Origin of the sequence: Pseudarthrobacter sp. PvP090, assembly GCF_040547365.1 — a bacterium.
GTDB lineage: Bacteria > Actinomycetota > Actinomycetes > Actinomycetales > Micrococcaceae > Arthrobacter.
This window is the reverse complement of the sequence record NZ_JBEPPO010000008.1, coordinates 135,569-157,390: the sequence shown is the minus strand read 5'-3', so window position 1 is coordinate 157,390 and position 21,822 is coordinate 135,569. Positions and strand designations below refer to the sequence as shown.

Here is a 21,822-nt window from a genome sequence, read left to right as displayed (position 1 = left end):
CGCTGGCTGGATGACTAGTGCCCGGCCTCGTACCAGCTGGAGCCGATGCCGATCTGGACGTCGAGCGGAACGGTCAGCCTGGCGGCCGAGCCCATCTGCTCGGTCACGAGCTTCTCCACGGCTTCGCGCTCGCCATGGGCCACTTCGAGGACCAGTTCATCATGGACCTGCAGCAGCATCCGGGATTTCAGGCCCTGTTCGGCCAGTGCGCCGGAGACGCCCAGCATGGCCCGCTTGATGATGTCCGCGGCCGATCCCTGGATGGGCGAGTTCAGCGCAATGCGCTCCGCGTTCTCGCGCAGCTGGCGGTCGGTGCTGGTGAGGTCCGGGAGGTACCGGCGGCGCCCTTCGATGGTGGCGGTGTAGCCGTCGATCCTGGCCTGCTCCACCACGCCGCGGAGGTAATCGCGGACGGCGCCGAACCGGTCGAAGTAGTCCTTCATCAGGGTCCGCGCCTCGTCGACGGAAATCTCGAGCTGCTTGGAGAGGCCGAACGAGGTCAGACCGTAGGCAAGGCCATAGGACATGGCCTTGACCTTCGACCGCATCGCACTGGTCACCTGGTCGGTGGGCACGTGGAAGATGTTGGAGCCCACGAACCGGTGCAGGTCTTCGCCGTCCTTGTAGGCCTGGATCAGGCCGGCGTCCCCCGAGAGGTGCGCCATGATGCGCATTTCGATCTGCGAATAGTCCGCGGACAGCAGGCAGTCATAGCCTTCGCTGACCACGAAGATGCCGCGGACGCGCCGGCCTTCCTCGCTGCGGATGGGGATGTTCTGCAGGTTCGGGTTGTTGGAGGAGATCCGGCCCGTGGCTGCGACGTTCTGCGCGTAGGTGGTGTGGATCCTGCCGTCCTCGGTGACGGACTTCTTGAGCGATTCCAGCATCTGGCGCAACTTCGAGGACTCGCGGTGCGCCATGAGCTGGACCAGGAATTCGTGCCCGGTCTTTTCCAGCAGGTTCTTGAGCGACGCGGCGTCGGTGGTGTAGCCGGACTTGATCTTCTTGGTCTTCGGCAGGCCCAACTCCTCGAAGAGCACGGTCTGCAGCTGCTTGGGTGACCCGAGGTTCACCTCGTGGCCAATCGCGGCGAAGGCAAGCTCCTGGGCGTTGTCGATCACCTTGGCGAGATCGGCCATCTGCTCGTCGATGCGCGGCATGTCGACGGCGATTCCCGCGAGTTCCATGTCGGCGAGGACGCGGCTGACCGGCAGTTCCAGGCTGGTCAGCAGCTCCTGCGCCTTGCGGACCTTCAGCTCCGTTTCAAAGTGGTGGCTCAGGGCATGCACGACGGCGGCCCGCTGGACGAGCGCGCCGGCGGCGGCGCCGTCGTCGTCCTCTCCCCCGAAGGCAAGCTCCAGCTGCCCGGTCTTCGCGGCCTCCGTGGAGACCGCCATCTTCAGGTGGTGCTGCGCGAGCTCGGCGAGTTCGTAGCTGCGGCGGTCCGGCTGGATCAGGTAGCCCGAAATCGACGTGTCGTCCACGACACCGTCGAGGCCGAGGCCGCGGGCGGTGAAGGCCTTCAGCGCGGACTTGAAGCCGTGGGTGACCTTGGCCGCCTCCGGGTCCAGCAGCCAGCCGGCGAGCACCGACTCGGCCGCCGCATCCAGCGCCGTCAGGTCGATGTAGGCCGCCGCGTCCTTGCGGAGTACTGCGATGGCGGGGGCGTCGTCGACGATGCGGCCGGGGGCGAAGTCCACGGCCAATGCCGAACGGTGGCCCTTACCGGCGTCGAAGAATGACTTGAGCCCGGCCGCGTCGCTCAGGGTCGAGAACTCCGGGACCTCGATGCTGTCCTGCTCAGCCTCAGCGGCCTCGTTGCCGTAGAGCGCGAACAGCCGGGTGCGGAGCGTTTTGAACTCCAGCCGGTCAAAGATCTCCTCGATGGCGTCGTGGTCCGGGCGGGGATCCTCCAGTTCCTTCAGCGAAACCGGCAGTTCCAGATCGGTCAGGAGCCGGTTCAGCCGGCGGTTCCGCTTGACGGAGTCAATGTGTTCCCGGAGCGCACCGCCGACCTTGCCGCCGATCGAGTCGAGGTTCTCCAGGATGCCTTCGAGGCCGCCGTACTGGTTGATCCACTTCGCTGCGGTCTTGGGTCCGACGCCGGGCACGCCGGGAAGGTTGTCCGCCGACTCCCCGACGAGCGCGGCGAGGTCAGAATACTGCGGGGGCGTGACGAAGTACTTGGTTTCGATGGCTTCGGCGTCCATCCGCGGAATGTTGCTCACGCCCGTCTTCGGGTAAAGGACGAAGACGTTGTCGGTGATGAGCTGGAAGGTGTCACGGTCGCCGGAGACCAGCAGGACCTCGAAACCAGCCTCGTCACCCTGGGCCGCGAGGGTGGCAAGAATGTCGTCCGCCTCGAAGCCGGGCATCTTGATGGTCTTGATGCCCCAGGCGGTCATGACCTTTTCGATGAGGTCGATCTGCCCGCTGAACTCGCGCGGCGTCTCGTTCCGGCCGGCCTTGTAGCCGTCGTATTCGGCTTTGCGGAACGTGGTGTCGTCGGAGACGTCAAAGGCGACGGCGACGTGTGTGGGCTTCTGTTCCTTGATGAGGTTGATCAGCATCGACGTGAACCCGTGGACCGCGTTGGTGTGCTGGCCCGTCGACGTGGCGAAATTTTCGGCCGGCAGGGCGTAGAACGCCCGGAAGGCCATGGAGTGGCCGTCGAGGACCAGCAGGCGGGGCTGGTCCGTGATGGGCACGACCGGCGCCTCGGTGGCGGAGACCTCCGCGACGGTGCGGCGGGTCTTCTTGGCAGGCCCGGCGACGAGCACGGACCCGGCTCCGGCAGCGGTGGCCGGGTCTGTTGCGGTGTCTGCAGAAGGAGGGGAAGGGGCCGGTTTGGTAGTTTCGCTCACAGGTGCCAGCCTAGTTCCCATGAAGGACAATTTCACGCCGGGCCCGTTCGCGGCCGAACTGGCGGCCGCCGGGGTTCCCGAGGAAATGCACGACTGGCTGGGGCAATACGGAGTGGGGGCCCTGGTGGTGAAGATGGGGATCCATTTCCTGGAGATGAGTCCGGAGCGCACGGTCGGCACCATGCCGGTGGAAGGCAACACCCAGGTGGCCGGGATTCTGCACGGCGGCGCCCATGTGGTCCTGGCAGAGACGCTGGGCTCGTTTGCCGCCGGTATGCACGCCGGGCCGAAGAGGCAGGCACTGGGGATTGACGTCAGCGCGACCCACCACCGGGCCATTACCACGGGCACCGTGACCGGCACGTGCACGGCAATCCACCTTGGCCGCACCCTGACCACGCACGAGGTCGTCATGACGGACGAGCAGGGCCGGCGGCTGTCCACGGCGCGCATCACCAACCTGATCCGCGACATCGCCGGTTAGGCACCGCACCGACGAGGCACCGCCCCGGCGAGTCGTTGCCCCGTGGCGGGGTCTACGCCGGGGCGCGTCCGAACCGGTACCGCAGCTCCACGATGCCCCGCCCCATGGTGTGCGAGGACAGCAGCTCCAGCGGCGCCGTCGGGCCCGTCATGGGAAGCACCGCCTTGCCGCTGCCCAGGACCACGGGAATGATCGAGATGATGATCTCGTCGAGCGCTCCCGCGTCCGCGAACTGGGCAGCGAGGATACCTCCGCCGACGATCCAGACGTTGCGTCCCGCCGCTGCGGACCTGAGGTCCTCGACGAATTCGGCCACTGGGCCGCGGACGAACGTCACGTCCGCGCCATGGGGGGCGGAGAGCTCGTGGTGCGTGAACACCCAGCACGGAGTATCGGGGTACGGCCAGTTCCCAGGTTCGTGTTTCCGCAGCCAGGCGTAAGTGTCGCCCCCCATGACGATGCAGCCGACGTCGCCCATGAAGGCGTCGTAACTGTCCTTGCCGCCGGCGAACCCGTCGAACTGGAGCAGCCAGTCGAGCTGGTCATCGGCGGTGGCGATGAATCCGTCCAGCGAGGACGCGACAAAATACTGGAATCCAGACATGGCCCCAGCCTAGCCAATCCCGCCCGGGGTGCCCATCCTCCGGGGCGTGCAACCGGGGCCCGGTCGGGGCCCCCGCCGGCTACTTGCTGAAGTAAGGAATGATCAGGTAGAGCCCGAACAGCACGGCCAGGCCGCACAGGGCGAAGCACACGTAGGCGAGCGGCCGCAGCCAGGCGGGCTTTCTTTCGCTGACGTCGCCGGCGATCGCCGTGAGACGGACCCCCAGGGAGTACAGGACCACAACGGTCACTGCCGAGACAAGCGTTGCGCCCGCCACTTGAACGAGTTCCAGCCACTTCATTTACAGGTCGTCCTTCGGCTTGTTGTTGGCGCGGCTGACGGCAAGCGCCTTCTTCTTGCGGAAGCGGACGGCCGCGCCGGCTTCCTCGACCTCGACGGCGTTGTGGTGTCCGACGTGCGACTTCTTGGAGTGGAGGAACATGTACAGCACCGCACCCGTGCCGGCCACGGCGGCAATGACAACGCCCACGACGCCGGTCTGCACCAGCATGGCGGTGAGGGCCCCCACGATCCCGGCGGCCGGGAGGGTGAAGAGCCAGCCGATGGCAATTTTTCCCGCGGTCCCCCAGCGGACGGTGGTGCCGCGGCGGCCCATGCCCGAACCGATCACGGAGCCCGAGGCCACCTGGGTGGTGGACAGCGCGAACCCCAGATGCGAGGACGCCAGGATGGCGGACGCCGTGCTGCTTTCGGCGGCGAAACCCTGGGCGGGCTTCACGTCGGTGAGTCCGGATCCCATGGTGCGGATGATCCGCCAGCCTCCGGAGTACGTGCCCAGCGCAATGGCGAAAGCGCAGGAGGCGATGACCCAGAACTGCGGTCCGGAGCCGGGCTGCTGGGTGCCGGCGGCGATCAGCACGAGGGTGATGATGCCCATGGTTTTCTGTGCGTCATTGGTGCCGTGCGCCAGGGCAACGAGGCTGGACGTGAAGATCTGGCCGTTGCGGAAGCCGCCGCGCTTCTGCGTGAGCTTGCTGCCGGTCTCCGGGTCGTGGCGGGAGGTCAGCGCGTAGGCCAGTTTGGTGCAGAGGTATGCCACGCCGCCGGCGATGATCGGCGCGAAGATCGCGGGCAGGATCACCTTCTGCATGAGGCTTTCGAAGTTGATCGAGTGGATGCCGATACCGGCGATGGCCGCACCGATCAGGCCGCCGAAGAGAGCGTGCGAGGAACTCGACGGAAGGCCTTTCAGCCAGGTGATCATGTTCCACAGGATGGCGCCCATCAGCCCGGCAAAGATGATGTCCGGCGTGATCTGGATCCCGTCGCCCTCCTTGATGATGCCGCCCGACACGGTCTTCGCCACTTCCGTGGACAGAAATGCCCCCACCAGGTTCAGCACCGCCGCAAGGGCGACGGCCGTTTTAGGTTTGATGGCACCGGTCGCGATGGGCGTGGCCATCGCATTGGCCGTGTCATGAAATCCGTTGGTGAAGTCAAAAAAAAGCGCCAGTGCAATTACCAGCGCCACCATGATGGTGATTTCCACCTGTTGCCCAATCTGCAGAGTCGACGGTCAGCAGTTTCATTCCCCGTTGCCGCAAAATTCATCCGGGATTCACCGGGAGGGAGTGCAGCGTTCAGCAAAGTAGCTTGACGGCTTAAATCGTACGGGGGAAAGAGGGCAGGTCAAAAACGGCCGGCAACCCCGCCGCCCACTGAGTTTGTGCACTTCCGTCAGCCCTGGTGGACGTCGGGTTTTCTGCCGGCGCCGATCATGCCGGCGATCTTCTCCTCAAGCGCGGCCAGTGTCGCGTCCGGCAGCACTATCAGTCCGTCCAGTTCCCGCCGCGCACGTTTGTAAGCGGTCTGCCGCTCCGCCGGGGTCGCCGCGGCGTCCGAGGCGATCCGCAGCAGTTTCCGGGCGGTGGCGAGGCGATCCCGCTCCGGTCCGGTGAAGTTGCTGTCCTTGATCCGCCGGGCTTCCCGCTCGGCGACGTCGAAGGCCAGCTCGAAGCTGTGGACTGCTTCGCGGTACTCCCCCAGCTGCGCCGCCGTCGTGATGTCCTCCGGGGTTCCCGGCCGCAGGCCGTCGGCCGTGCGCTTGGCCCGCAGGAACGCCACGGTCAGTGGTTCACGGACATCGGTCATGACCGGGAAATCGATGAGTTTCCCCACGTCAAGCTCGTAGTCGAGCCAGCGCCGGTTGACCGCGTCGTGGCTGTCCATGAGCTGCCGGACCTGGTCCCGGCTGGCCTTCTCCTGCGCTGCCGCCTGGTTACGGAGCTTATAGAGCTCCACCCGGCGCCGGTGCCGGCGTTCGCTGGCCCTGGACCACGAGCGTGCCCAGCCGCCGAACAGTCCGCTCAGGGGGAAGATGAGCCACCAGAAGTGGCCGACAAAATCCAAGATGGGCTCCACGGCATCATCCTCCCATCCGTCCCGGGCGGGCTCAAGGGCCGCGACGCAGGACAGCCCCCTTGCTCAAGGGGACTGTCCTGCTGCGGACTGACTGCCCCGCTGCTCAGTCCTCGTGCTTGACCTTATGCACCCGGGTGACGATGGTCGGGCACGGCACATTGAGGAGGACGGCATGGGCTGTGGACCCGAGAACCATCCGGGAGAAACCGCCGCGGCCGCGGCTGCCGATCACCAGGAGGCGGGCGTCCTTGGCCGCCTCGACCAGGGCCTTGGCGGGTTCGGTGTCGGGCTCAAGCTTCTGGTGGACGACGATGTCCGGATATTTGTCGCCCAGCCCGGCCACGGATTCGGCCAGGACGATCCGGTCCTCCTCGAGGATGGTCTCGGCGAGCCCGCTCTTTGGCAGCTGGTTTTCGATCCAGCGGGCGGGCCTGCGGAAGGCGAGGACAACGGTCAACTCGTCACCGCCCCGGTCTGCCTCAGCGGCGGCGAAGTCGACCGCCTGCAGGGATTCCTCGGAGCCGTCCACGCCAACCACGACGCCGTGGTTGCCCGCGCCGCGCTTCAACGGGATCACCGCCGCGGGGATTTCCGAGGCGGAGACGATCTGCAGGGCCCGGTCTGTCAGCGGACCGCCGTCCATCCAATGCTTGTCGTGCTCGCCGACGACCACGATGGAGGCTTCCTTCGAGACCTCGCGCAGCACGGAGCCGCCGCTGCCGTGACGCAGCTGGACCTCCACCTTCACATCGGGCGCCTGCTCGGCGGCGCTCTCCTGCGCCTTTTGGAGCAACTCCATGCCCGATTGCCTGATGAGCTCGTGGTACTGAAAATCCGGGGACATCCAGCGGTCATCCACGGCGTGAATGATGATGACCGGAAGCTTGTAGGTGCCCGCCCGCTCAAGGGCCCACGTCAGCGCGGCCTCGCTGCCGGCTGATCCGTTGAATCCCACGACAATTGGTTTATTCATTCTGAATCCTGCTCTTTTCCATGGCACGGTCTGTTCTGCATGGCATGATCCGGGCGGCAGCCCAGGCGTCCGCCGACACTTCAGTGTGCGCCGGGCCCTGACCCCCGGTTAGGGCCTTAAGCCCCGCACTGCCCAGGGCCGCCCTTGTTCCGGCCGCCGTCGTGATGCTGCGACGGTCCGATGCCCCCTCGCGGGCAGCGGCTTAGAAGCCGGTCGGTTCCGTCTCGAATTCCGGTTCCCGCGGGCGTCCTTCATGGTGCACCGGCCGCAGGGCGCGGGTGTGCTCGAACCAGATCAGCGCGTCGTAGCGCTCGCCGATGCGGGTCGGAACGTAGTTCCCGAGCTCCCGCTCGGGATGGTAGACCACCCCGATGGCCCGGTGGCCAAGCCAGGTGGAGAGCCACGGTCCGGACCTGTCCTCACCGAACTCCAGGACCGACGGCACACCCAAGGCCTCGTGCAGGAAATCCTCGTGGCTGCCCCGGCGGGCCGGCGGAACGCTCAGGATCCGCTCCGGGCTGCCCCAGGCGTCCGCCGCGATCACCTCGCCCCGGTGGGAGGCAAGGCCCACCAGCATGACGCCTTCCGCGGCGTGCCGCTCGCGCAGCAGCTGCCCCACGTTGACGAGTCCGTCCTGGGCCATATCGGTGGCCCGGGCATCCCCCACGTGGGTGTTGTGCTCCCAGATGAGGCCCTTCGAGTCGGGCCCCAGGTGCCTGCTGAGCCGGTCGATTGTGTCGGCCATATGGTGGTCCCGGACGTTCCAGGACTGCCGGTCGCCGCGGACCATGATCCGGTAATAGTGCTCGGCGTTAGCAGCCACTTCGGCGTTCTGCACCGCGTCGAAGGCGGCCTCGTCGTGCCCGCCCGGGGCGGACACGCGGCTCCTGACCTCGGTGAGGAGGGCGATGACGTCAGCCTCGCAGGACTGCGGCACCAGCCGCGTGCTCCAGGCGTACTTGTGCGGGTCCTCGCGGTGCGGCAGGAAGCACTGCCAGGCGCGCAGGGCGGCCGGGACGGCGTCGGGAACATTGCCCTCCAGCCAGCCGATGATCTCGCGCAGCGAATCCCAGAGCGAATACACATCGAGTCCGTAGAAGCCGACGCGCTGGCTCATCGGGCGGCCGAGATTCCAGGTGCGCAGCCAATCCAGGAACGCGGCAACCTCCTCGTTCGCCCACATCCACGTGGGCCAGCGTTCGAAGCCGGCGAGCAGGGCATGAACGCCCTGCCCCTGCCCCGTCTCGCCCCGCACCCAGTTGTTGATCCGCCAGCAATCGGGCCAGTCCCCCTCCACCCCGATCCAGTTGTAGCCCTCTTCTTCGATGAGGCGCCGGCTGAGGGTGTCACGCCAGGTATAGAACTCGTGCGTGCCGTGGGAGGCTTCACCGATCGCGACGAACCGGCAGCCCGCTGCCCGCCGGACGAGGCCGTTGAGGTCCCGGTCCGTCTTCAGCGGCCTGGCCAGTGAATGGATTTCGGCCAAAACTGCGGATTTGGCGACGCCGGAAGTCATCGGGGCTCCTCAATCGAGATTTGTTCCAGGTGTTCGGGGACCCGCGCGCGCCAGCCGAGCTCATGTTTGATCCGGATGCGCAGGGCATCCGAGGCGTCCGGTTCGCCGTGGGCGATATAGGTCATCCGGGGTTCCCGTTCCGCGGCCTGCATCCACGCGATGATGCCGTCCGCGTCGGCATGCGCGGACAGGCTTTCCATCTGGATCACTTCGGCCCGGACCTTGACGTCCTCACCGTAGATCCGGAGTTCGCGTTCGCCGGCGGCCAGCGTGGCGCCACGCGTGCCCCCGGCCTGGTAGCCGCTGAGGATCACCGCGTTCTTCGGGTCCGGCCCGTAGGCGGCAAGGTGGTGCAGGATCCTGCCGCCGGTGAGCATTCCGCTGGCGGAGATGATGATCATCGGGCCGCCGCGGAGGTTCAGCAGCTTGGACTCATCGACCGAGCGGGTGAGCTTGGCGACCTTGTACATGTTCATGTATTCCTGCTCCTTGAGCCGGTGCTCCTCAGGGTGCCGCTGGTACATCCCGGATGCGTCGATGGCCATCGGGCTGTTGAGGTACACCGGGATGTCCGGGATCAGGTGCTTGCTGCGGAGGCGGGACAGGTACAGCATCAGGGTTTCCGCCCGGCCGACGGCGAACGCGGCGAACAGCACAACGCCGCCGCGCTTCGCGACCCGGTTGATGATGTCCCCGAGTTGCTGTTCAGGGTCCACGGTGGAGTGCTTCCGGTTCCCGTAGGTGGACTCCGTGACCAGCACATCGGTCGCGACGAGCGGCCGGGGCGGGTACATCAGCGGGTCATCGGCCCGGCCCAGGTCGCCGGTGAAGTGCACCGAATGTGAGCCGATCCGGACGTGGACCTGGGCCGCGCCCAGGATGTGGCCAGCCGGCAGGAACGTCAGTTCCATCCCCCCGCCGAGGTCCCGCGGATCGTCGAAATCCTGGATCTCGAAGCTGTTGAGGGACTTCACCGCCTCGGCCGCGGTGTAGAGCGGAAGGGCCGGACTGTGCCGGGACGATCCCCGGTGGGTGGCGTACCGGGCTTCCTCCTCCTGCAGGTAGCCGCTGTCGGGGAGGAGCAGCTTGCACAGGTCCGTGGTGCCGTCGGTGGCGATGACCGGCCCGGTGAACCCGTCCCGCACCAGCGCGGGCACGTAGCCGGTGTGGTCCAGGTGCGCATGGGTCAGGACGACGGCGTCGATCGATCCCGGCCGGACCGGGAACGGCATCCGGTTCCGGTCGCGGGTGCGTTTGTAGCCCTGGAAGAGCCCGCAGTCCACCAGCACGCGCTTCCCGCCGGCCTCGAGCAGGTACCTGGAACCGGTGACAGTGTCGGTGGCTCCGAGGAAACGGAGGGTGGGCTGCTGGTGTTTCATAGTGCTCCCGATCCCGGATGTCCGGCCTGGACTGCCCCGCATCGTCACGAAACGGCACGGCTGATCCGCGCAGGCGATGTACCTAGCTTCCGCCCGGGCCCGGCCCGCCCCTAGGGCCAAAAGTCACGAGCCGCAACGCCGCCGCTCAGGCTCCGGCCGGGGCCCGGCACAGGCCCTGGCCCGGGCACCGGTAGGATTTTCCGGCGGGCCCTTTTGCCCGCGGACACCCGGCGGATTCCAGCGGCAAGGACAAATGATGAAGAAGAAATCCACGCGGACGACGCCCCACGGAAGGGCTTCGGACGGTACCGCCCGGGACCACGGGCAGCCCGGGCAGCCCTGGCGTGACCGCCCCTGGACCGGTTCCTACGGGCCGGGTGTTCCGGCGGACCTGGTGCTCCCCGAGGGATCGCTCGTGGACCTCATGGACAGCTCCGTGCGCCGCTACGGGTCGAAGACCGCGCTGGAATTCTTCGGCGCCCGCACCAGCTACCGCGAACTCGGCGCGCTGATCAGCCGGGCCGCCGCCGGGCTGGAGAAACTCGGCGTCAAGGCCGGCGACCGGGTTGCCCTGGTGATGCCGAACTGCCCGCAGCACATCATCGCCTTCCATGCCGTGCTGCGCCTCGGCGCCGTCGTCGTCGAGCACAATCCCCTGTACACGGACCGGGAACTGCGCCACCAGTTCGAGGACCACGGGGCCACCGTCGCCATTGTCTGGGACAAGGCGGTGGAACGGGTCCGCCAACTGCCGGCCGACGTCGGGCTCCGCAGCATCGTCTCAGTGGAACTCATCCCCGCGATGCCGCTGCTGCAGCGGCTGGCGCTGCGGCTGCCGGTTCCCGCGGCCCGCAAGGCCCGGTCAGCCCTCACCGTCGGCAGGGACGAGCCGAAGGGCCGGACGGCTCCCGCCCCGCGGCCCGTGCTGCCCTGGCGGAAGCTCCTCGACGCCGGAGAGCTCAAGAGGAAACATCCCCGCCCCGCGGCCACGGACCTCGCCGTCCTCCAGTACACCTCCGGCACCACGGGACTCCCCAAGGCCGCCATGCTCAGCCACGCCAATCTGCAGGCCAACGCCGCGCAGGGCCGGGCGTGGGTGCCGGGGCTCAAGGACGGCCGGGAGACCGTGTACGCGGTCCTGCCGATGTTCCACGCCTATGGTCTGACGCTGTGCATGACGTTCGCCCTGAGCATCGGCGCGAAGCTGGTCCTGTTCCCGAAGTTCGACGTCGACCTCGTGCTGAAGGCGCTCAAGAAGTCCCCGGCGACCTTCCTGCCCGCCGTGCCCCCGATTTATGACCGGATCGCCGCCGCCGCAGCGGAACGCGGCATCGGGCTGCAAAGCATCCGCTTCTCCATCTCCGGCGCCATGAACCTGCCGGCGGCTACGGTGGAGACTTGGGAGAAGGCGACCGGCGGCTACCTGATTGAGGGCTACGGGCTGACCGAAACGTCCCCGATCGCGATCGGCAACCCCTTCGGCCCCAGCCGCAAGCCGGGCACCGTCGGGGTGCCGTTCCCGCTGACCGACATCCGGGTGGTGGATCCCCGGAACGTCGCGCTCGACCGTGCCCCGGGCGAGGAAGGGGAACTCCTGATCCGCGGCCCCCAGGTGTTCTCCGGCTACTGGAACCGCCCGGAGGAGACCGAGGAGGCGCTGCTCGACGGCGGCTGGTTCCGCACCGGCGACATCGTCTCCGTCGACGACGACTACTTCGTGACGATCCGGGACCGGATCAAGGAGCTGATCATTACGGGGGGATTCAACGTCTCCCCCAGCGAGGTGGAGGACGTCCTGGCCACGTTCTCCGGCGTGTCGGAAGTCTCCGTGGTCGGGCTGCCGCGCCCCGGTGGGGGCGAGGACGTGGTCGCCGCCGTGGTGCCGATCCCGGGCACCACCATCGATCCTGCCGCGCTCCTGGCCTTTGCCCGGAAACACCTGACCGCATACAAGGTGCCGCGCCGGGTGGTGGTGCTCGATTCCCTGCCCCGCTCGCTCATCGGCAAGGTCCTCCGCCGTGAAATCCGGGACACCCTCATGGCAGGGCACTGAACTGAGGGACCGCTGGCGCCCGGGGTCCGGTTAGCGCCCGCGGCCCGGTCCGGGATTAAGCCGCGCAATCGCCGCCGACAGGACGGTGGCGAAACCGCACCACAGGGCGTAGGGGGCAAGGGACACGCCGGCGCTGCGGTTCAAATGGTACGTCCGCCGCACCAGGTCGGCGCTGCTCGCCGTCAACACGGCACACTCCACTGCGGCCAGCCACGGCCGGCGGGCGCGCCAGAAGAGCCAGCTCCACGCCGCATTCAGCACGAGGTTGGCGGCCAGGGCGCCCCGGTAGGCGGCCAGCTCCCGCCGCCGGGTGCTGCCGCCCGGGCTTTCGGGGGTGTCCGCGGCTGCGCCGCCGCTGTCCAGTGCCACGGCGGAACTCACGGCCAGGTCCGCGTAAAGCGCTGTCCACACCACGGGAAAAGCGATAGCGGGCGGCTGCCAGTCCGGTTTGTGCAGCCGCCGGTACCAGCGGCTGTCCGGATCCGTCGCTATCCCGCCGACCGCCGCCGTTGCCGCGGTCGCAGCTGCCGTCCACACTACTGTCCTGAGTTTCATTTCTGCTCCTCTGTTGCCGCCGCCGCCGTGTCCGGCCGCAGGCGCTCGTCGATAAACTCGATGGTCCGCTCCAGCGCCGCCTTCGTCGGGTGTCCCGGGGTGTCCACCAGGTCCACCGTCAGGACGCAGTGCGCGGTCGGGGCGATGCCGTACGGGTTGCCCGGCGACGAATCGACCTCGATGCCCTCGAAGCTCTCACCGAATTCCCGCCGCAGGGTGACGAAGCGCTCCGCCGGACACCCCCGGTCGTTACTGAACCGCAAGCCGAGCAGCCGAAGTCCCTGCCTGGTCCGCGCCTTCACCCGCGCCAGTTCGTCGTCGTCCAGCCCGACGGCGGCCCGCTTCCGGGCGGTCAGGCCCGCCGGCAGCGCGGGCTGGCTCATCACCGGCGCCAGGACTGCGGGTTCCAGGGCCATCGCGAGGGCGAAGCTCCCCGTCATGCACATGCCGATCGCCCCGACACCGGGGCCGCCGCACTCCTGGTGCGCCTGGGCGGCGAGGGCACGCAGCCAACCCGTGGCCGGGCTGCTCCGGTTCGCCAGCACGGCGAATTCGCGCGAAATGCACACCTTCGCGATGGACTTCACGATTCCCTTGCCCGCTTTTCCACCGGGCCGCCCGAACATCGAGGGAAGGTAGACGGTGAAGCCCCGGCCGATCAGCCGGCGCCCGAGATCCAGCACGCCCGGGTGGATCCCGGGAACCTCGTGGATCAGGATCACGGCCGGGCCCGCCCCGGCCCGAAAGACCTGGTGGCGGATGCCGCCGTGGCTGAAGGTCGATTCGGTGAAGCCCTCCAGCGTTTCCCGTTGCTCGGACGTTTCCCGGTGCTCCGGCATGGACGGCCCCCTCGATTCCGGGCGGCACTGCTGAAGTCACTAGGCCGCCCCGCGTACCGCACATGCTACGGAACTGTGGCGCCGCCGTCGACGCCAGATCCCTTGCGGCGCTCCGAACCAGCTGATAGGCCTGTAACAGGCCAAAAGGTAGTGTGCTGTGTAGTACAGACGCGCCGGCCTGAACAGGGCGGTGGTTGCAGAAGGGAAGTTCACGTGAGCCGCAAGAATCCCCAGGTCGAGGAAAACGACGAAAAGGACCTCGAGGTCGGCGGCGGTCCAAAGGACTGGGCTGCCGGCATCCCCGGGGTGCTGCACTCCATGAAGCCCGCGATCGAACACATGGGCCTGAACCGGACGCGCAAGACCGTGCTGGCGATGAACCAGAAACACGGCTTCGACTGCCCCAGCTGCGCGTGGCCGGACCCGAACCACCGCAAGGCCTTCGAGTTCTGCGAAAACGGTGCGAAGGCCGTCACCTGGGAGGCGACGCCCGTGGTCATCGGCCCGGAGTTCTGGGCCGAACATTCCGTCAGTGAGCTGCGGACGCATTCCGAGTACTGGCTGGGCATGCAGGGCCGGCTCACCGAGCCGGTCCACAAGCCTGCCGGCGAGGACCACTACAAGCCGGTGACTTGGCCCGAGGCGATCCGGATCATCACGGACAAGCTCAAGGGCCTGGACTCACCGGACGAAGCCGCCTTCTACACCAGCGGACGCACCTCCAACGAGGCTGCCTTCCTCTACCAGCTGATGGTCCGCGGCTACGGCACCAACAACCTGCCGGACTGCTCCAATATGTGCCACGAGTCCTCGGGCTGGGCCATGGGCCAGACCATCGGCATCGGCAAAGCCACCGTCAGCTTTGATGATTTTGCCAAGGCTGACCTGATTATCGTCATGGGCCAGAACCCCGGCACCAACCACCCGCGCATGCTGACCGAGCTGGAAGCGTGCAAGGAAAACGGCGGCGAGATCGTCGCCGTCAATCCCCTGCCGGAGGCCGGCCTGCGCCGGTACAAGAACCCGCAGAAGGTCAAGGGCATCATCGGCCGCGGGACGGAGATCGCGGACCAGTTCCTGCACATCCGCATCGGCGGCGACATGGCGCTGCTGCAGGCCATCTCCAAACGTGTGCTCGACGCCGAGTCCCGGAACCCGGGGACCGTCCTGGACCACGCATTCCTCGCCGAGCACTGCGAGGGCCTGGACGAACTCAAGGAACACCTCAGCCTGCTGGATGAGGAGGCGGTCCTGCTGGCGACCGGCCTGCGCACGGACGAAATCGATGAACTCGCGGCCCGTTACCTGAAGGCCGAGAAAGTCATCATCACCTGGGCCATGGGCATCACGCAGCAGAAGAAGGGCGTGGCCACTATCAAGGAGATCATCAACCTGCTCCTGCTGCGCGGGAACATCGGCAAGCCCGGCGCCGGCGCCTCGCCGATCCGCGGCCACAGCAATGTCCAGGGCGACCGCACCATGGGGATCTGGGAGCAGATGCCGCAGTCCTTCATGGACGCCCTTGGCGAGGAGTTCGGCTTCGAGCCGCCCCGCGACCACGGCGTGGACGCCGTGGAAACCATCAACAGGATGCGCGACGGCGGGATCAAGGCGTTCATAGCGCTCGGCGGAAACTTCGTCGGCGCCATTTCGGACACGAACGCCACCGAAGCGGCCATGCAGAACACCGAACTCTCCGTGCAGATTTCCACGAAACTCAACCGGTCCCACACCGTGACCGGCGCGGAGGCCCTGATCCTGCCCACGATGGGCCGGAGCGAGATCGATATCCAGGAGTCCGGCCCGCAGTTCGTGTCCGTGGAGGACACGGTCTGCGCAGTGCACCCCTCCTGGGGCAGTGTTGAACCGGTCTCGCACCACTTGCTCTCCGAGCCGGCGATTGTCTCCCGGCTCGGCAAGGCGCTGGTCGGGGACAAGGTCAAGGCCGACTGGGACGGTTTCGAGAAAAACTACGACCTGATCCGGGACCACATCTCGCGGGTCGTCGGCGGCTGCGAGAACTATAACGAGCGGATCCGGCAGGAGGGCGGCTTCATCCTGGCGAACGGGCCGCGGGATTCCCGCACCTTCCCCACACCGACGGGCAAGGCGGTGCTGACCGTCAATCAACTGGAGCACGTAGACAAGCCGGAGGGGACGCTGATCCTGCAGAGCATGCGCTCCCACGACCAGTTCAACACCACCATCTACGGCCACAACGACCGCTACCGGGGCATCAAAAAGGGCCGGCATGTGGTGTTCGTGAACCCGGAGGACATCGCCGAACTGGGCCTGGCGGACGGAATGTTCGTGGATATCCGCGGCGAGTACCAGGACGGTGTGGAGCGTATGGTCCGCAGGTTCCGGGTGGTCTCCTACCCGACGGCCCGCGGCTGCGCGGCGGCGTACTATCCGGAAGCCAACGTGCTGGTGCCGCTGAACCATACGGCCGAAGGCAGCAACACCCCGGTATCAAAGGCCGTGATCGTGCGGCTCGAACCCAGCGAGGACCAGACTCCGGACGGCTCCACCACCGTGGCATCCGGCGCGGCCCGCACGCAGTAGGAAGCAACCCCGCGGGCACGCTCCGCGGGACATGCCCAGCCTTGGCCGCGGCCACTGGACTTAATGCCATCATGCCCATCCGCGGGGGCGCACGGAGGACATGTCCCGCCGGGGTAGCCAAGGTCTCCGCGGGACATGCCCAGCCTTGGCCGCGGCCACTGGACATCATGCCACCATGCCCATCCGCGGGCGCGCACGGAGGGCATGTCCCGCCGGGGGTGCCTGGATCCTGGGGCTATTGGGCGCGCTTGGCCCAGCCCTTTTCGTCGGGGCCGCCGGATTCGCCGTGCTCACACAGCTCGAGGACCTTGTTGGACGCCGCGTGGACGGCCTCCTGTGTGCTCTTCCGGCCGTCCGTCGACGCGGTTCCCGCGGCGTATCCCACGATGAACGCGCTGATGGCATCGGCATGCGGCCCGACGGCTTTCAGCGACTCGTCCGCGACCTGGACGATCTTTTCGTGGTCCACCTCCAGATCAAGGATCTGCAGCGCCTGGATCAGGCGGGCACTCCAGTGCCGCAGCGAGCTGTCTTCGTCCCGGGGCAAAGTCATTGTTTCTCCTCTTCGTAGCGGGTTGTCAGTCGATCGTCTTCCCCACAAGGGGTAGCACCGACACCCGGGTTTCGCAACGCGACACAGGCAATTGCGCCCAGGGAAACCCGAAGCCTCCTCAGCTCCACAGGGCGACGTGGAACTTGGACCCCCGGCGTTCCAGTCCCCGGGAGCCGCCCGGGGCAACCATCGCGGCGGTCGCGTCGGCGGTGCCCGCGAAGCGCTGCAGGGTCTGCGCCATCGTCGTGGTCCGGCGGTGGTCCAGGGTGCTCGCCCACCACAAACCGGTGACCGGTGTCCCGACGACGGGCAGCCGCACGAGTGCGCCGCTCTGGAGCTCGGTGCGGACAATGTGGCCGAGCGCCAGCATGATGCCCTCCCCCGCCCTGACCGCCGCCAGGGCCTCCGTCTCGCTGCTGAGCCTGATGACCTCCGGCGCGACCCCCATCGACGCCAGCCACCGTCCCTCTTCCGAGCTGGCCTGGATCCCCGCCGGTCCGGCAAACCACGGCCGGTCCAGCAGCCGGGCCACGGCCACCGGCCCGTGCAGCCGGGCCAGCGGATGCCCGGCATCCGCCACCAGGGCACGCTGGTAGCGCAGGAAGGGGACGCACTCCAGGCCCAGCTCGGTGACGGCTCTCCCCGCCGGAGCCGTCGGCCGGGCACCCAGGGCGATGTCGTACGCGCGTTCCTGCAGGAGCGAGGCAAGGTCGTCGACGGACTCGACCACCACGTCCACCGCAGCGCCGGGAACCCGTTTGGTGAAGACGTCCAGCAGCCGGCCGGCGGCGTGTTCGGCGAAGGGCGCGGTCGACGCGACCTTCAGCCGGCCGGCGTCGTTCTTGGCATGGGCGACCTGCCAGCGCGCCCGGTCCGCGAGCCCGACAATGTCCTGGGCGTACTCGGCCAGTGCCCGGCCGCCCGGCGTCAGTGCGATGCCGCCCGCGGCGCGGACAAAGAGCGGGTCACTGAGGTCCTGGCGGAGCGCCGCCAGGGCAGCGGAAACCGCCGGTTCGCTGACGCCGAGGGTCTCCGCGGCAGCGTGCAGCGAGCCCAGACGGGCAACCAGGGCGAACGTGCGGAGCTGGCTCAATGTCATGGCCACGGCGTCATAACCTTTCGCTTATGACGATATTGACACTCAGTCTCCCCCGGGGCAAGACTTGCCTCAAACCGGTGCTGCGCGACGTTGCCAGCGCCCTGGAGTGAGGTAGGGACTATGCAGATTCCGGCGCCTTTCGACTACGTGCGGGCCACTTCCGTGGCGAACGCACTGGAACTCCTCTCCCGGCACGGCGCGGAGTCGCGGGTCGTCGCGGGGGGCCACAGCCTCCTGCCGATGATGAAGCTCCGGCTCTCCCGGCCCGAGTGGCTGATCGACATCAACGACCTGTACGAACTCGACTTCATCCTGCGCGACGGCGACAAACTGCGCATCGGCGCGCTGACGCGCCACACGACCCTCCTGGAGTCGGACGACATAGCGGCGCTCTTCCCCATCGTCCGGGACGCCGAGGCCGTGATCGCCGATCCGGTCGTGCGGAACCGGGGCACCATCGGCGGCTCGCTCTGCCAGGCCGACCCGGCCGAGGACCTGTCCACGGTCTGCGACGTGCTGGCGGCTGAAGCCGTGATCCGCGGGCCGGCCGGCGAGCGCACCCTGCCGATGGCCGACTTCCACCGCGGCCCCTACGAGACGGCGGTGGGCCAGGACGAACTGCTGTGTGAGGTCCGCATCCCCATCCGCCCCCGGTCGGGCAGCGCCTACGAAAAGGTTGAACGCCGGGTGGGCGACTGGGCGGTCGGCGCCGCGGGCGCGTCCGTAACGCTCGCCGCGGACGGCACCATCGCCGACGCCGCCGTCGGACTGACCGCCCTTGGGCTCGACCACACCGTCGCCGGGGCCGCCGAACTGCTCCGCGGCCGGCAGCCCGGGGAGGAACTGTTCGCGGAGGCCGGACGGCTCGCCGCGGCGGCCTGCGACCCCGTAGCCGACCAGCGCGGCCCGATTGACTACAAACGGCATCTCGCCGACGAACTCACCCGGCGGGTGCTGCGGCAGGCCTGCGCCCGCGCCGCCCAGACACAGGAAGGCTGAAGCGGATGCAGATCAGCATGACCGTCAACGGCAACGAAGTCACCAACGACATTGAGCCCCGCGTGCTCCTGGTCCACTACATCCGCGAAGTCCTTGGCCTGACCGGGACCCACTGGGGCTGCGACACGAGCAACTGCGGGACGTGTGTGGTCCTGATGGACGGCCAGCCGGTGAAGTCCTGCACCGTCCTTGCGGCAATGGCCGCCGGACACGACATCCGCACGGTCGAGGGCCTCGCCAGCGGGGGCACCCTTGACCCCGTCCAGCAGGGCTTCATGGAGGAACACGGGCTGCAGTGCGGCTTCTGCACCCCCGGCATGATGCTGACCGCCCGTGCCCTGCTCGACAAGAACCCGCACCCGGACACCACCGAGATCCGGCAGGCGATTTCCGGGCAGATCTGCCGGTGCACCGGCTACGCCACAATCGTCCGGTCGGTGCAGTGGGCCGCCGCCCACCCGGCCGGCGGCGACGCCGACGCGACGGTGGACGAGGTCATCGCCGGCACGGACACCGTCATCGAGGACATCCCGTCGGAAACAGCAGACACAGAGGTGAAGGCATGACCGTCATCCACGAACGGCCCAGCAACCCGGCGGCCGGCGACGAGGACCGCCCGATCGGCTACGGCCGGATCCAGCGGAAGGAAGATCCGCGCTTCGTCCGCGGCAAAGGCAACTACCTGGACGACATTGTCCTGCCCGGCATGCTGCACGGGGCCATCCTGCGCGCCCCCGTGGCCCACGCCCGGCTGGTCTCCATCGACACCACCAACGCCCTCGCCCACCCCAAGGTCCTCGCCGTCATCACCGGGAAGGACCTGCTCGGCCTCAAGCTCGCCTGGGCACCCACCCTCTCCGCCGATGTCCAGGCAGTCCTCGTGACGGACAAGGTCCGCTTCCAGGGCCAGGAGGTCGCGTTCGTCGTGGCCGAGGACCGCTACGCGGCGCGCGACGCGCTGGAGCTGATCGACGTCGAATACGACGTCCTGCCCCCGGTCATCGACGCCCGGAAGGCCCTCGACGCCGATGCCCCGGTGATCCGCGACGAGATCGAGGGCAAGACGGACAACCATATCTTCGACTGGGAGATGGGCGACAAGGCCGAAACCGAGGCCGTTTTCGCGAGCGCCGACGTCGTGGTCTCCCAGGAGATAGTCTACCCGCGCGTGCACCCGGCCCCGATGGAGACCTGCGGCGCGATCGCCGACTTCGACGCCGTCGACGGCAAACTGACACTCTACGAAACGACCCAGGCCCCGCACGCGCACCGCACCCTATTCGCGATCGTCGCCGGGATCCCCGAGCACAAGATCCGGGTGGTGTCCCCGGACATCGGCGGCGGCTTCGGCAACAAGGTCGGCATCTACCCCGGCTACATCCTCGCCGTCGTCGGGTCGATCGTCACCGGCAAGCCGGTGAAATGGGTGGAGGACCGCTCGGAGAACCTGATGTCCACCTCCTTCGCCCGCGACTACATCATGCAGGGCGAGATCGCGGCCACCAAGGACGGCAAGATCCTCGCGGTGCGCACCAACGTCCTGGCGGACCACGGCGCCTTCAACGCCACTGCCCAGCCCACCAAGTACCCCGCCGGCTTCTTCTCCATCTTCACCGGCAGCTACGACATCAAGGCCGCCTACTGCTCCGTCACGGGCGTCTACACCAACAAGGCGCCCGGCGGCGTCGCCTACGCCTGCTCCTTCCGCGTCACCGAAGCCGTCTACCTCGTCGAGCGGATGGTGGACATCCTGGCCCGCAAGCTGGAGATGGACCCGGCGGAACTGCGGCTGAAGAACTTCATCAAGCCCGAGCAGTTCCCCTACGCCAACAAGACCGGCTGGGTCTACGACTCCGGCAACTACGAACCGGCCATGCGGCTGTCCATGCAGCTGGCCGGCTATGACGAGCTCCGCCGCGAGCAGCAGGAGAAGCGGGCGCGCGGCGAACTGATGGGGATCGGCATCTCCTTCTTCACCGAAACCGTGGGCGCCGGCCCGCGCAAACACTTCGACATCGTGGGCCTCGGCATGGCCGACGGCGCCGAACTGCGGGTCCATCCCACCGGCAAGGCCGTCGTCCGGCTCTCGGTGCAAAGCCAGGGCCAGGGCCACGAGACCACCTTCGCGCAGATCGTCGCCGAGGAACTCGGCATCCCGCCGGAGGACATCGACGTCGTCCACGGCGACACCGACCAGACGCCGTTCGGCCTCGGCACGTACGGGAGCCGTTCGACGCCGGTCAGCGGCGGCGCCGTCGCCCTCGTCGCCCGGAAGGTGCGGGAGAAGGCGAAGCTGATCGCCGCGGCCATGCTGGAGACCCGGCCGGAAGACCTGGAGTGGGAGAAGGGCCGCTGGTTCGTCAAGGGCGATCCCGGCGCCGGGAAGACGATCTCGGAGATCGCCATGGCGGCGCACGGCACCATGACGCTGCCCGAGGGCGTTGACGGCAACCTCGACGCCGAGGTCACCTACGACCCGCCGAACCTGACGTTCCCCTTCGGGGCCTACATCTGCGTGGTCGACGTCGATCCGGGCACAGGGCACGTCAAGGTGCGCCGCTTCATCGCGGTGGATGACTGCGGCACCCGGATCAACCCCATGATCATCGAAGGCCAGGTGCACGGCGGACTGACCGACGGCGTCGGAATGGCCCTGATGGAGATCATCGAGTTCGACGCCGACGGCAACTGCCTGGGCGGGTCCTTCATGGACTACCTGATCCCCACCGCGATGGAAGTGCCGGACTGGGAGACCGGCTTCACCGTCACCCCGTCCCCGCACCACCCGATCGGCGCGAAAGGCATCGGCGAGTCCGCCACCGTCGGGTCGCCCCCGGCGATCGTGAACGCCGTCGTGGACGCGCTGGCCCCGTACGGAGTGGTTCATATGGACATGCCCTGCACCCCGGCCCGGGTCTGGGCCGCCATGCAGGGCCGCGCAAGGCCGCCGATCTAAC

The 21,822-nt window shown here is 67.8% G+C and carries 18 protein-coding genes; 6 read left to right on the top strand and 12 right to left on the bottom strand.

Annotation, left to right across the window (positions count from 1 at the left end):
* Positions 1-14: 14 nt before the first annotated feature.
* Positions 15-2,660: a DNA polymerase I gene (polA, locus tag ABIC21_RS11555; protein WP_502935989.1), complete on the bottom strand. Its 2,646-nt coding sequence runs from the start codon at positions 2,658-2,660 to the stop codon at positions 15-17.
* Between the two features lie 223 nt (positions 2,661-2,883).
* Here polA and ABIC21_RS11550 point away from each other — a divergent pair, with 223 nt between their 5' ends.
* A complete protein-coding gene (locus ABIC21_RS11550) occupies positions 2,884-3,348 on the top strand; it encodes a hotdog fold thioesterase (RefSeq protein ID WP_354350542.1) in 465 nt (154 codons plus the stop codon).
* A gap of 52 nt (positions 3,349-3,400) precedes the next feature.
* Here the strand turns inward: ABIC21_RS11550 and ABIC21_RS11545 are convergent, their stop codons facing one another.
* The 7 genes from ABIC21_RS11545 to ABIC21_RS11515 all read right to left on the bottom strand — a co-directional run bounded on the left by ABIC21_RS11545 (position 3,401) and on the right by ABIC21_RS11515 (position 10,202).
* Positions 3,401-3,952, bottom strand: coding sequence for a dihydrofolate reductase family protein (locus tag ABIC21_RS11545; protein WP_354350541.1), 552 nt, complete (start codon positions 3,950-3,952; stop codon positions 3,401-3,403).
* 79 nt (positions 3,953-4,031) lie between these two features.
* Positions 4,032-4,253 (bottom strand): hypothetical protein, encoded by a 222-nt coding sequence (locus ABIC21_RS11540; RefSeq protein WP_307464053.1) that lies wholly within the window; start codon positions 4,251-4,253, stop codon positions 4,032-4,034.
* A complete protein-coding gene (locus ABIC21_RS11535) occupies positions 4,254-5,462 on the bottom strand; it encodes an inorganic phosphate transporter (protein WP_354350540.1) in 1,209 nt (402 codons plus the stop codon).
* Positions 5,463-5,650: 188 nt separating this feature from the next.
* Positions 5,651-6,334: a hypothetical protein gene (locus ABIC21_RS11530; protein ID WP_354350539.1), complete on the bottom strand. Its 684-nt coding sequence runs from the start codon at positions 6,332-6,334 to the stop codon at positions 5,651-5,653.
* 103 nt (positions 6,335-6,437) lie between these two features.
* Positions 6,438-7,307 carry a universal stress protein gene (locus tag ABIC21_RS11525; protein WP_354350538.1) on the bottom strand — a complete coding sequence of 290 codons (870 nt, stop codon included), beginning with the start codon at positions 7,305-7,307 and terminating at the stop codon, positions 6,438-6,440.
* A 202-nt stretch (positions 7,308-7,509) separates the two neighbouring features.
* Complete coding sequence (locus tag ABIC21_RS11520) at positions 7,510-8,823, bottom strand: erythromycin esterase family protein (RefSeq protein WP_354350537.1); 1,314 nt, start codon at positions 8,821-8,823, stop codon at positions 7,510-7,512.
* A complete protein-coding gene (locus ABIC21_RS11515) occupies positions 8,820-10,202 on the bottom strand; it encodes an MBL fold metallo-hydrolase RNA specificity domain-containing protein (RefSeq protein ID WP_354350536.1) in 1,383 nt (460 codons plus the stop codon). Before ABIC21_RS11515 ends, ABIC21_RS11520 begins: the two co-directional genes overlap by 4 nt.
* A gap of 253 nt (positions 10,203-10,455) precedes the next feature.
* Between ABIC21_RS11515 and ABIC21_RS11510 the strand changes: the two genes are divergently transcribed.
* A complete protein-coding gene (locus ABIC21_RS11510) occupies positions 10,456-12,255 on the top strand; it encodes a long-chain-fatty-acid--CoA ligase (protein WP_354350535.1) in 1,800 nt (599 codons plus the stop codon).
* Between the two features lie 30 nt (positions 12,256-12,285).
* Here ABIC21_RS11510 and ABIC21_RS11505 read toward each other — a convergent pair whose 3' ends face one another.
* Together ABIC21_RS11505 and ABIC21_RS11500 are read right to left on the bottom strand one after the other, a co-directional pair.
* Positions 12,286-12,810, bottom strand: coding sequence for a TspO/MBR family protein (locus ABIC21_RS11505; protein WP_354350534.1), 525 nt, complete (start codon positions 12,808-12,810; stop codon positions 12,286-12,288).
* Positions 12,807-13,649, bottom strand: a complete 843-nt coding sequence (locus ABIC21_RS11500; protein ID WP_354350533.1) for a dienelactone hydrolase family protein — start codon at positions 13,647-13,649, stop codon at positions 12,807-12,809. The genes ABIC21_RS11505 and ABIC21_RS11500 overlap by 4 nt, the downstream gene beginning before the upstream one ends.
* Before the next feature lie 213 nt (positions 13,650-13,862).
* Between ABIC21_RS11500 and ABIC21_RS11495 the strand changes: the two genes are divergently transcribed.
* The gene (locus ABIC21_RS11495) at positions 13,863-16,214 is read left to right on the top strand and encodes an FdhF/YdeP family oxidoreductase (protein WP_354350532.1); all 2,352 of its coding nucleotides are present in this window, start codon (positions 13,863-13,865) and stop codon (positions 16,212-16,214) included.
* A 235-nt stretch (positions 16,215-16,449) separates the two neighbouring features.
* Here ABIC21_RS11495 and ABIC21_RS11490 read toward each other — a convergent pair whose 3' ends face one another.
* On the bottom strand, positions 16,450-16,767 hold the full coding sequence (locus ABIC21_RS11490; RefSeq protein WP_354350531.1) for a DUF6457 domain-containing protein: 318 nt from the start codon (positions 16,765-16,767) through the stop codon (positions 16,450-16,452).
* A 118-nt stretch (positions 16,768-16,885) separates the two neighbouring features.
* Positions 16,886-17,866 carry a LysR family transcriptional regulator gene (locus ABIC21_RS11485; RefSeq protein WP_354350587.1) on the bottom strand — a complete coding sequence of 327 codons (981 nt, stop codon included), beginning with the start codon at positions 17,864-17,866 and terminating at the stop codon, positions 16,886-16,888.
* A 120-nt stretch (positions 17,867-17,986) separates the two neighbouring features.
* Between ABIC21_RS11485 and ABIC21_RS11480 the strand changes: the two genes are divergently transcribed.
* From ABIC21_RS11480 to ABIC21_RS11470, 3 genes are read left to right on the top strand one after another with little or no spacing between them, the layout of a single operon-like run.
* Positions 17,987-18,865 (top strand): FAD binding domain-containing protein, encoded by an 879-nt coding sequence (locus ABIC21_RS11480; protein ID WP_354350530.1) that lies wholly within the window; start codon positions 17,987-17,989, stop codon positions 18,863-18,865.
* Positions 18,866-18,870: 5 nt separating this feature from the next.
* Positions 18,871-19,431, top strand: coding sequence for a (2Fe-2S)-binding protein (locus ABIC21_RS11475; RefSeq protein WP_354350529.1), 561 nt, complete (start codon positions 18,871-18,873; stop codon positions 19,429-19,431).
* Positions 19,428-21,821, top strand: a complete 2,394-nt coding sequence (locus ABIC21_RS11470; RefSeq protein WP_354350528.1) for an aerobic carbon-monoxide dehydrogenase large subunit — start codon at positions 19,428-19,430, stop codon at positions 21,819-21,821. The genes ABIC21_RS11475 and ABIC21_RS11470 overlap by 4 nt, the downstream gene beginning before the upstream one ends.
* The last annotated feature ends 1 nt before the right edge of the window (position 21,822 follow it).

Coding starts and splice junctions, on each gene's coding strand:
- polA (WP_502935989.1), bottom strand. CDS start 2,660: ATGGCCTTCCGGGCGTTCTACGCCCTGCCGGCCGAAAATTTCGCCACG.
- ABIC21_RS11550 (WP_354350542.1), top strand. CDS start 2,884: ATGAAGGACAATTTCACGCCGGGCCCGTTCGCGGCCGAACTGGCGGCC.
- ABIC21_RS11545 (WP_354350541.1), bottom strand. CDS start 3,952: ATGTCTGGATTCCAGTATTTTGTCGCGTCCTCGCTGGACGGATTCATC.
- ABIC21_RS11540 (WP_307464053.1), bottom strand. CDS start 4,253: ATGAAGTGGCTGGAACTCGTTCAAGTGGCGGGCGCAACGCTTGTCTCG.
- ABIC21_RS11525 (WP_354350538.1), bottom strand. CDS start 7,307: ATGAATAAACCAATTGTCGTGGGATTCAACGGATCAGCCGGCAGCGAG.
- ABIC21_RS11520 (WP_354350537.1), bottom strand. CDS start 8,823: ATGACTTCCGGCGTCGCCAAATCCGCAGTTTTGGCCGAAATCCATTCA.
- ABIC21_RS11515 (WP_354350536.1), bottom strand. CDS start 10,202: ATGAAACACCAGCAGCCCACCCTCCGTTTCCTCGGAGCCACCGACACT.
- ABIC21_RS11510 (WP_354350535.1), top strand. CDS start 10,456: ATGATGAAGAAGAAATCCACGCGGACGACGCCCCACGGAAGGGCTTCG.
- ABIC21_RS11505 (WP_354350534.1), bottom strand. CDS start 12,810: ATGAAACTCAGGACAGTAGTGTGGACGGCAGCTGCGACCGCGGCAACG.
- ABIC21_RS11500 (WP_354350533.1), bottom strand. CDS start 13,649: ATGCCGGAGCACCGGGAAACGTCCGAGCAACGGGAAACGCTGGAGGGC.
- ABIC21_RS11490 (WP_354350531.1), bottom strand. CDS start 16,767: ATGACTTTGCCCCGGGACGAAGACAGCTCGCTGCGGCACTGGAGTGCC.
- ABIC21_RS11485 (WP_354350587.1), bottom strand. CDS start 17,866: ATGACATTGAGCCAGCTCCGCACGTTCGCCCTGGTTGCCCGTCTGGGC.
- ABIC21_RS11480 (WP_354350530.1), top strand. CDS start 17,987: ATGCAGATTCCGGCGCCTTTCGACTACGTGCGGGCCACTTCCGTGGCG.
- ABIC21_RS11475 (WP_354350529.1), top strand. CDS start 18,871: ATGCAGATCAGCATGACCGTCAACGGCAACGAAGTCACCAACGACATT.
- ABIC21_RS11470 (WP_354350528.1), top strand. CDS start 19,428: ATGACCGTCATCCACGAACGGCCCAGCAACCCGGCGGCCGGCGACGAG.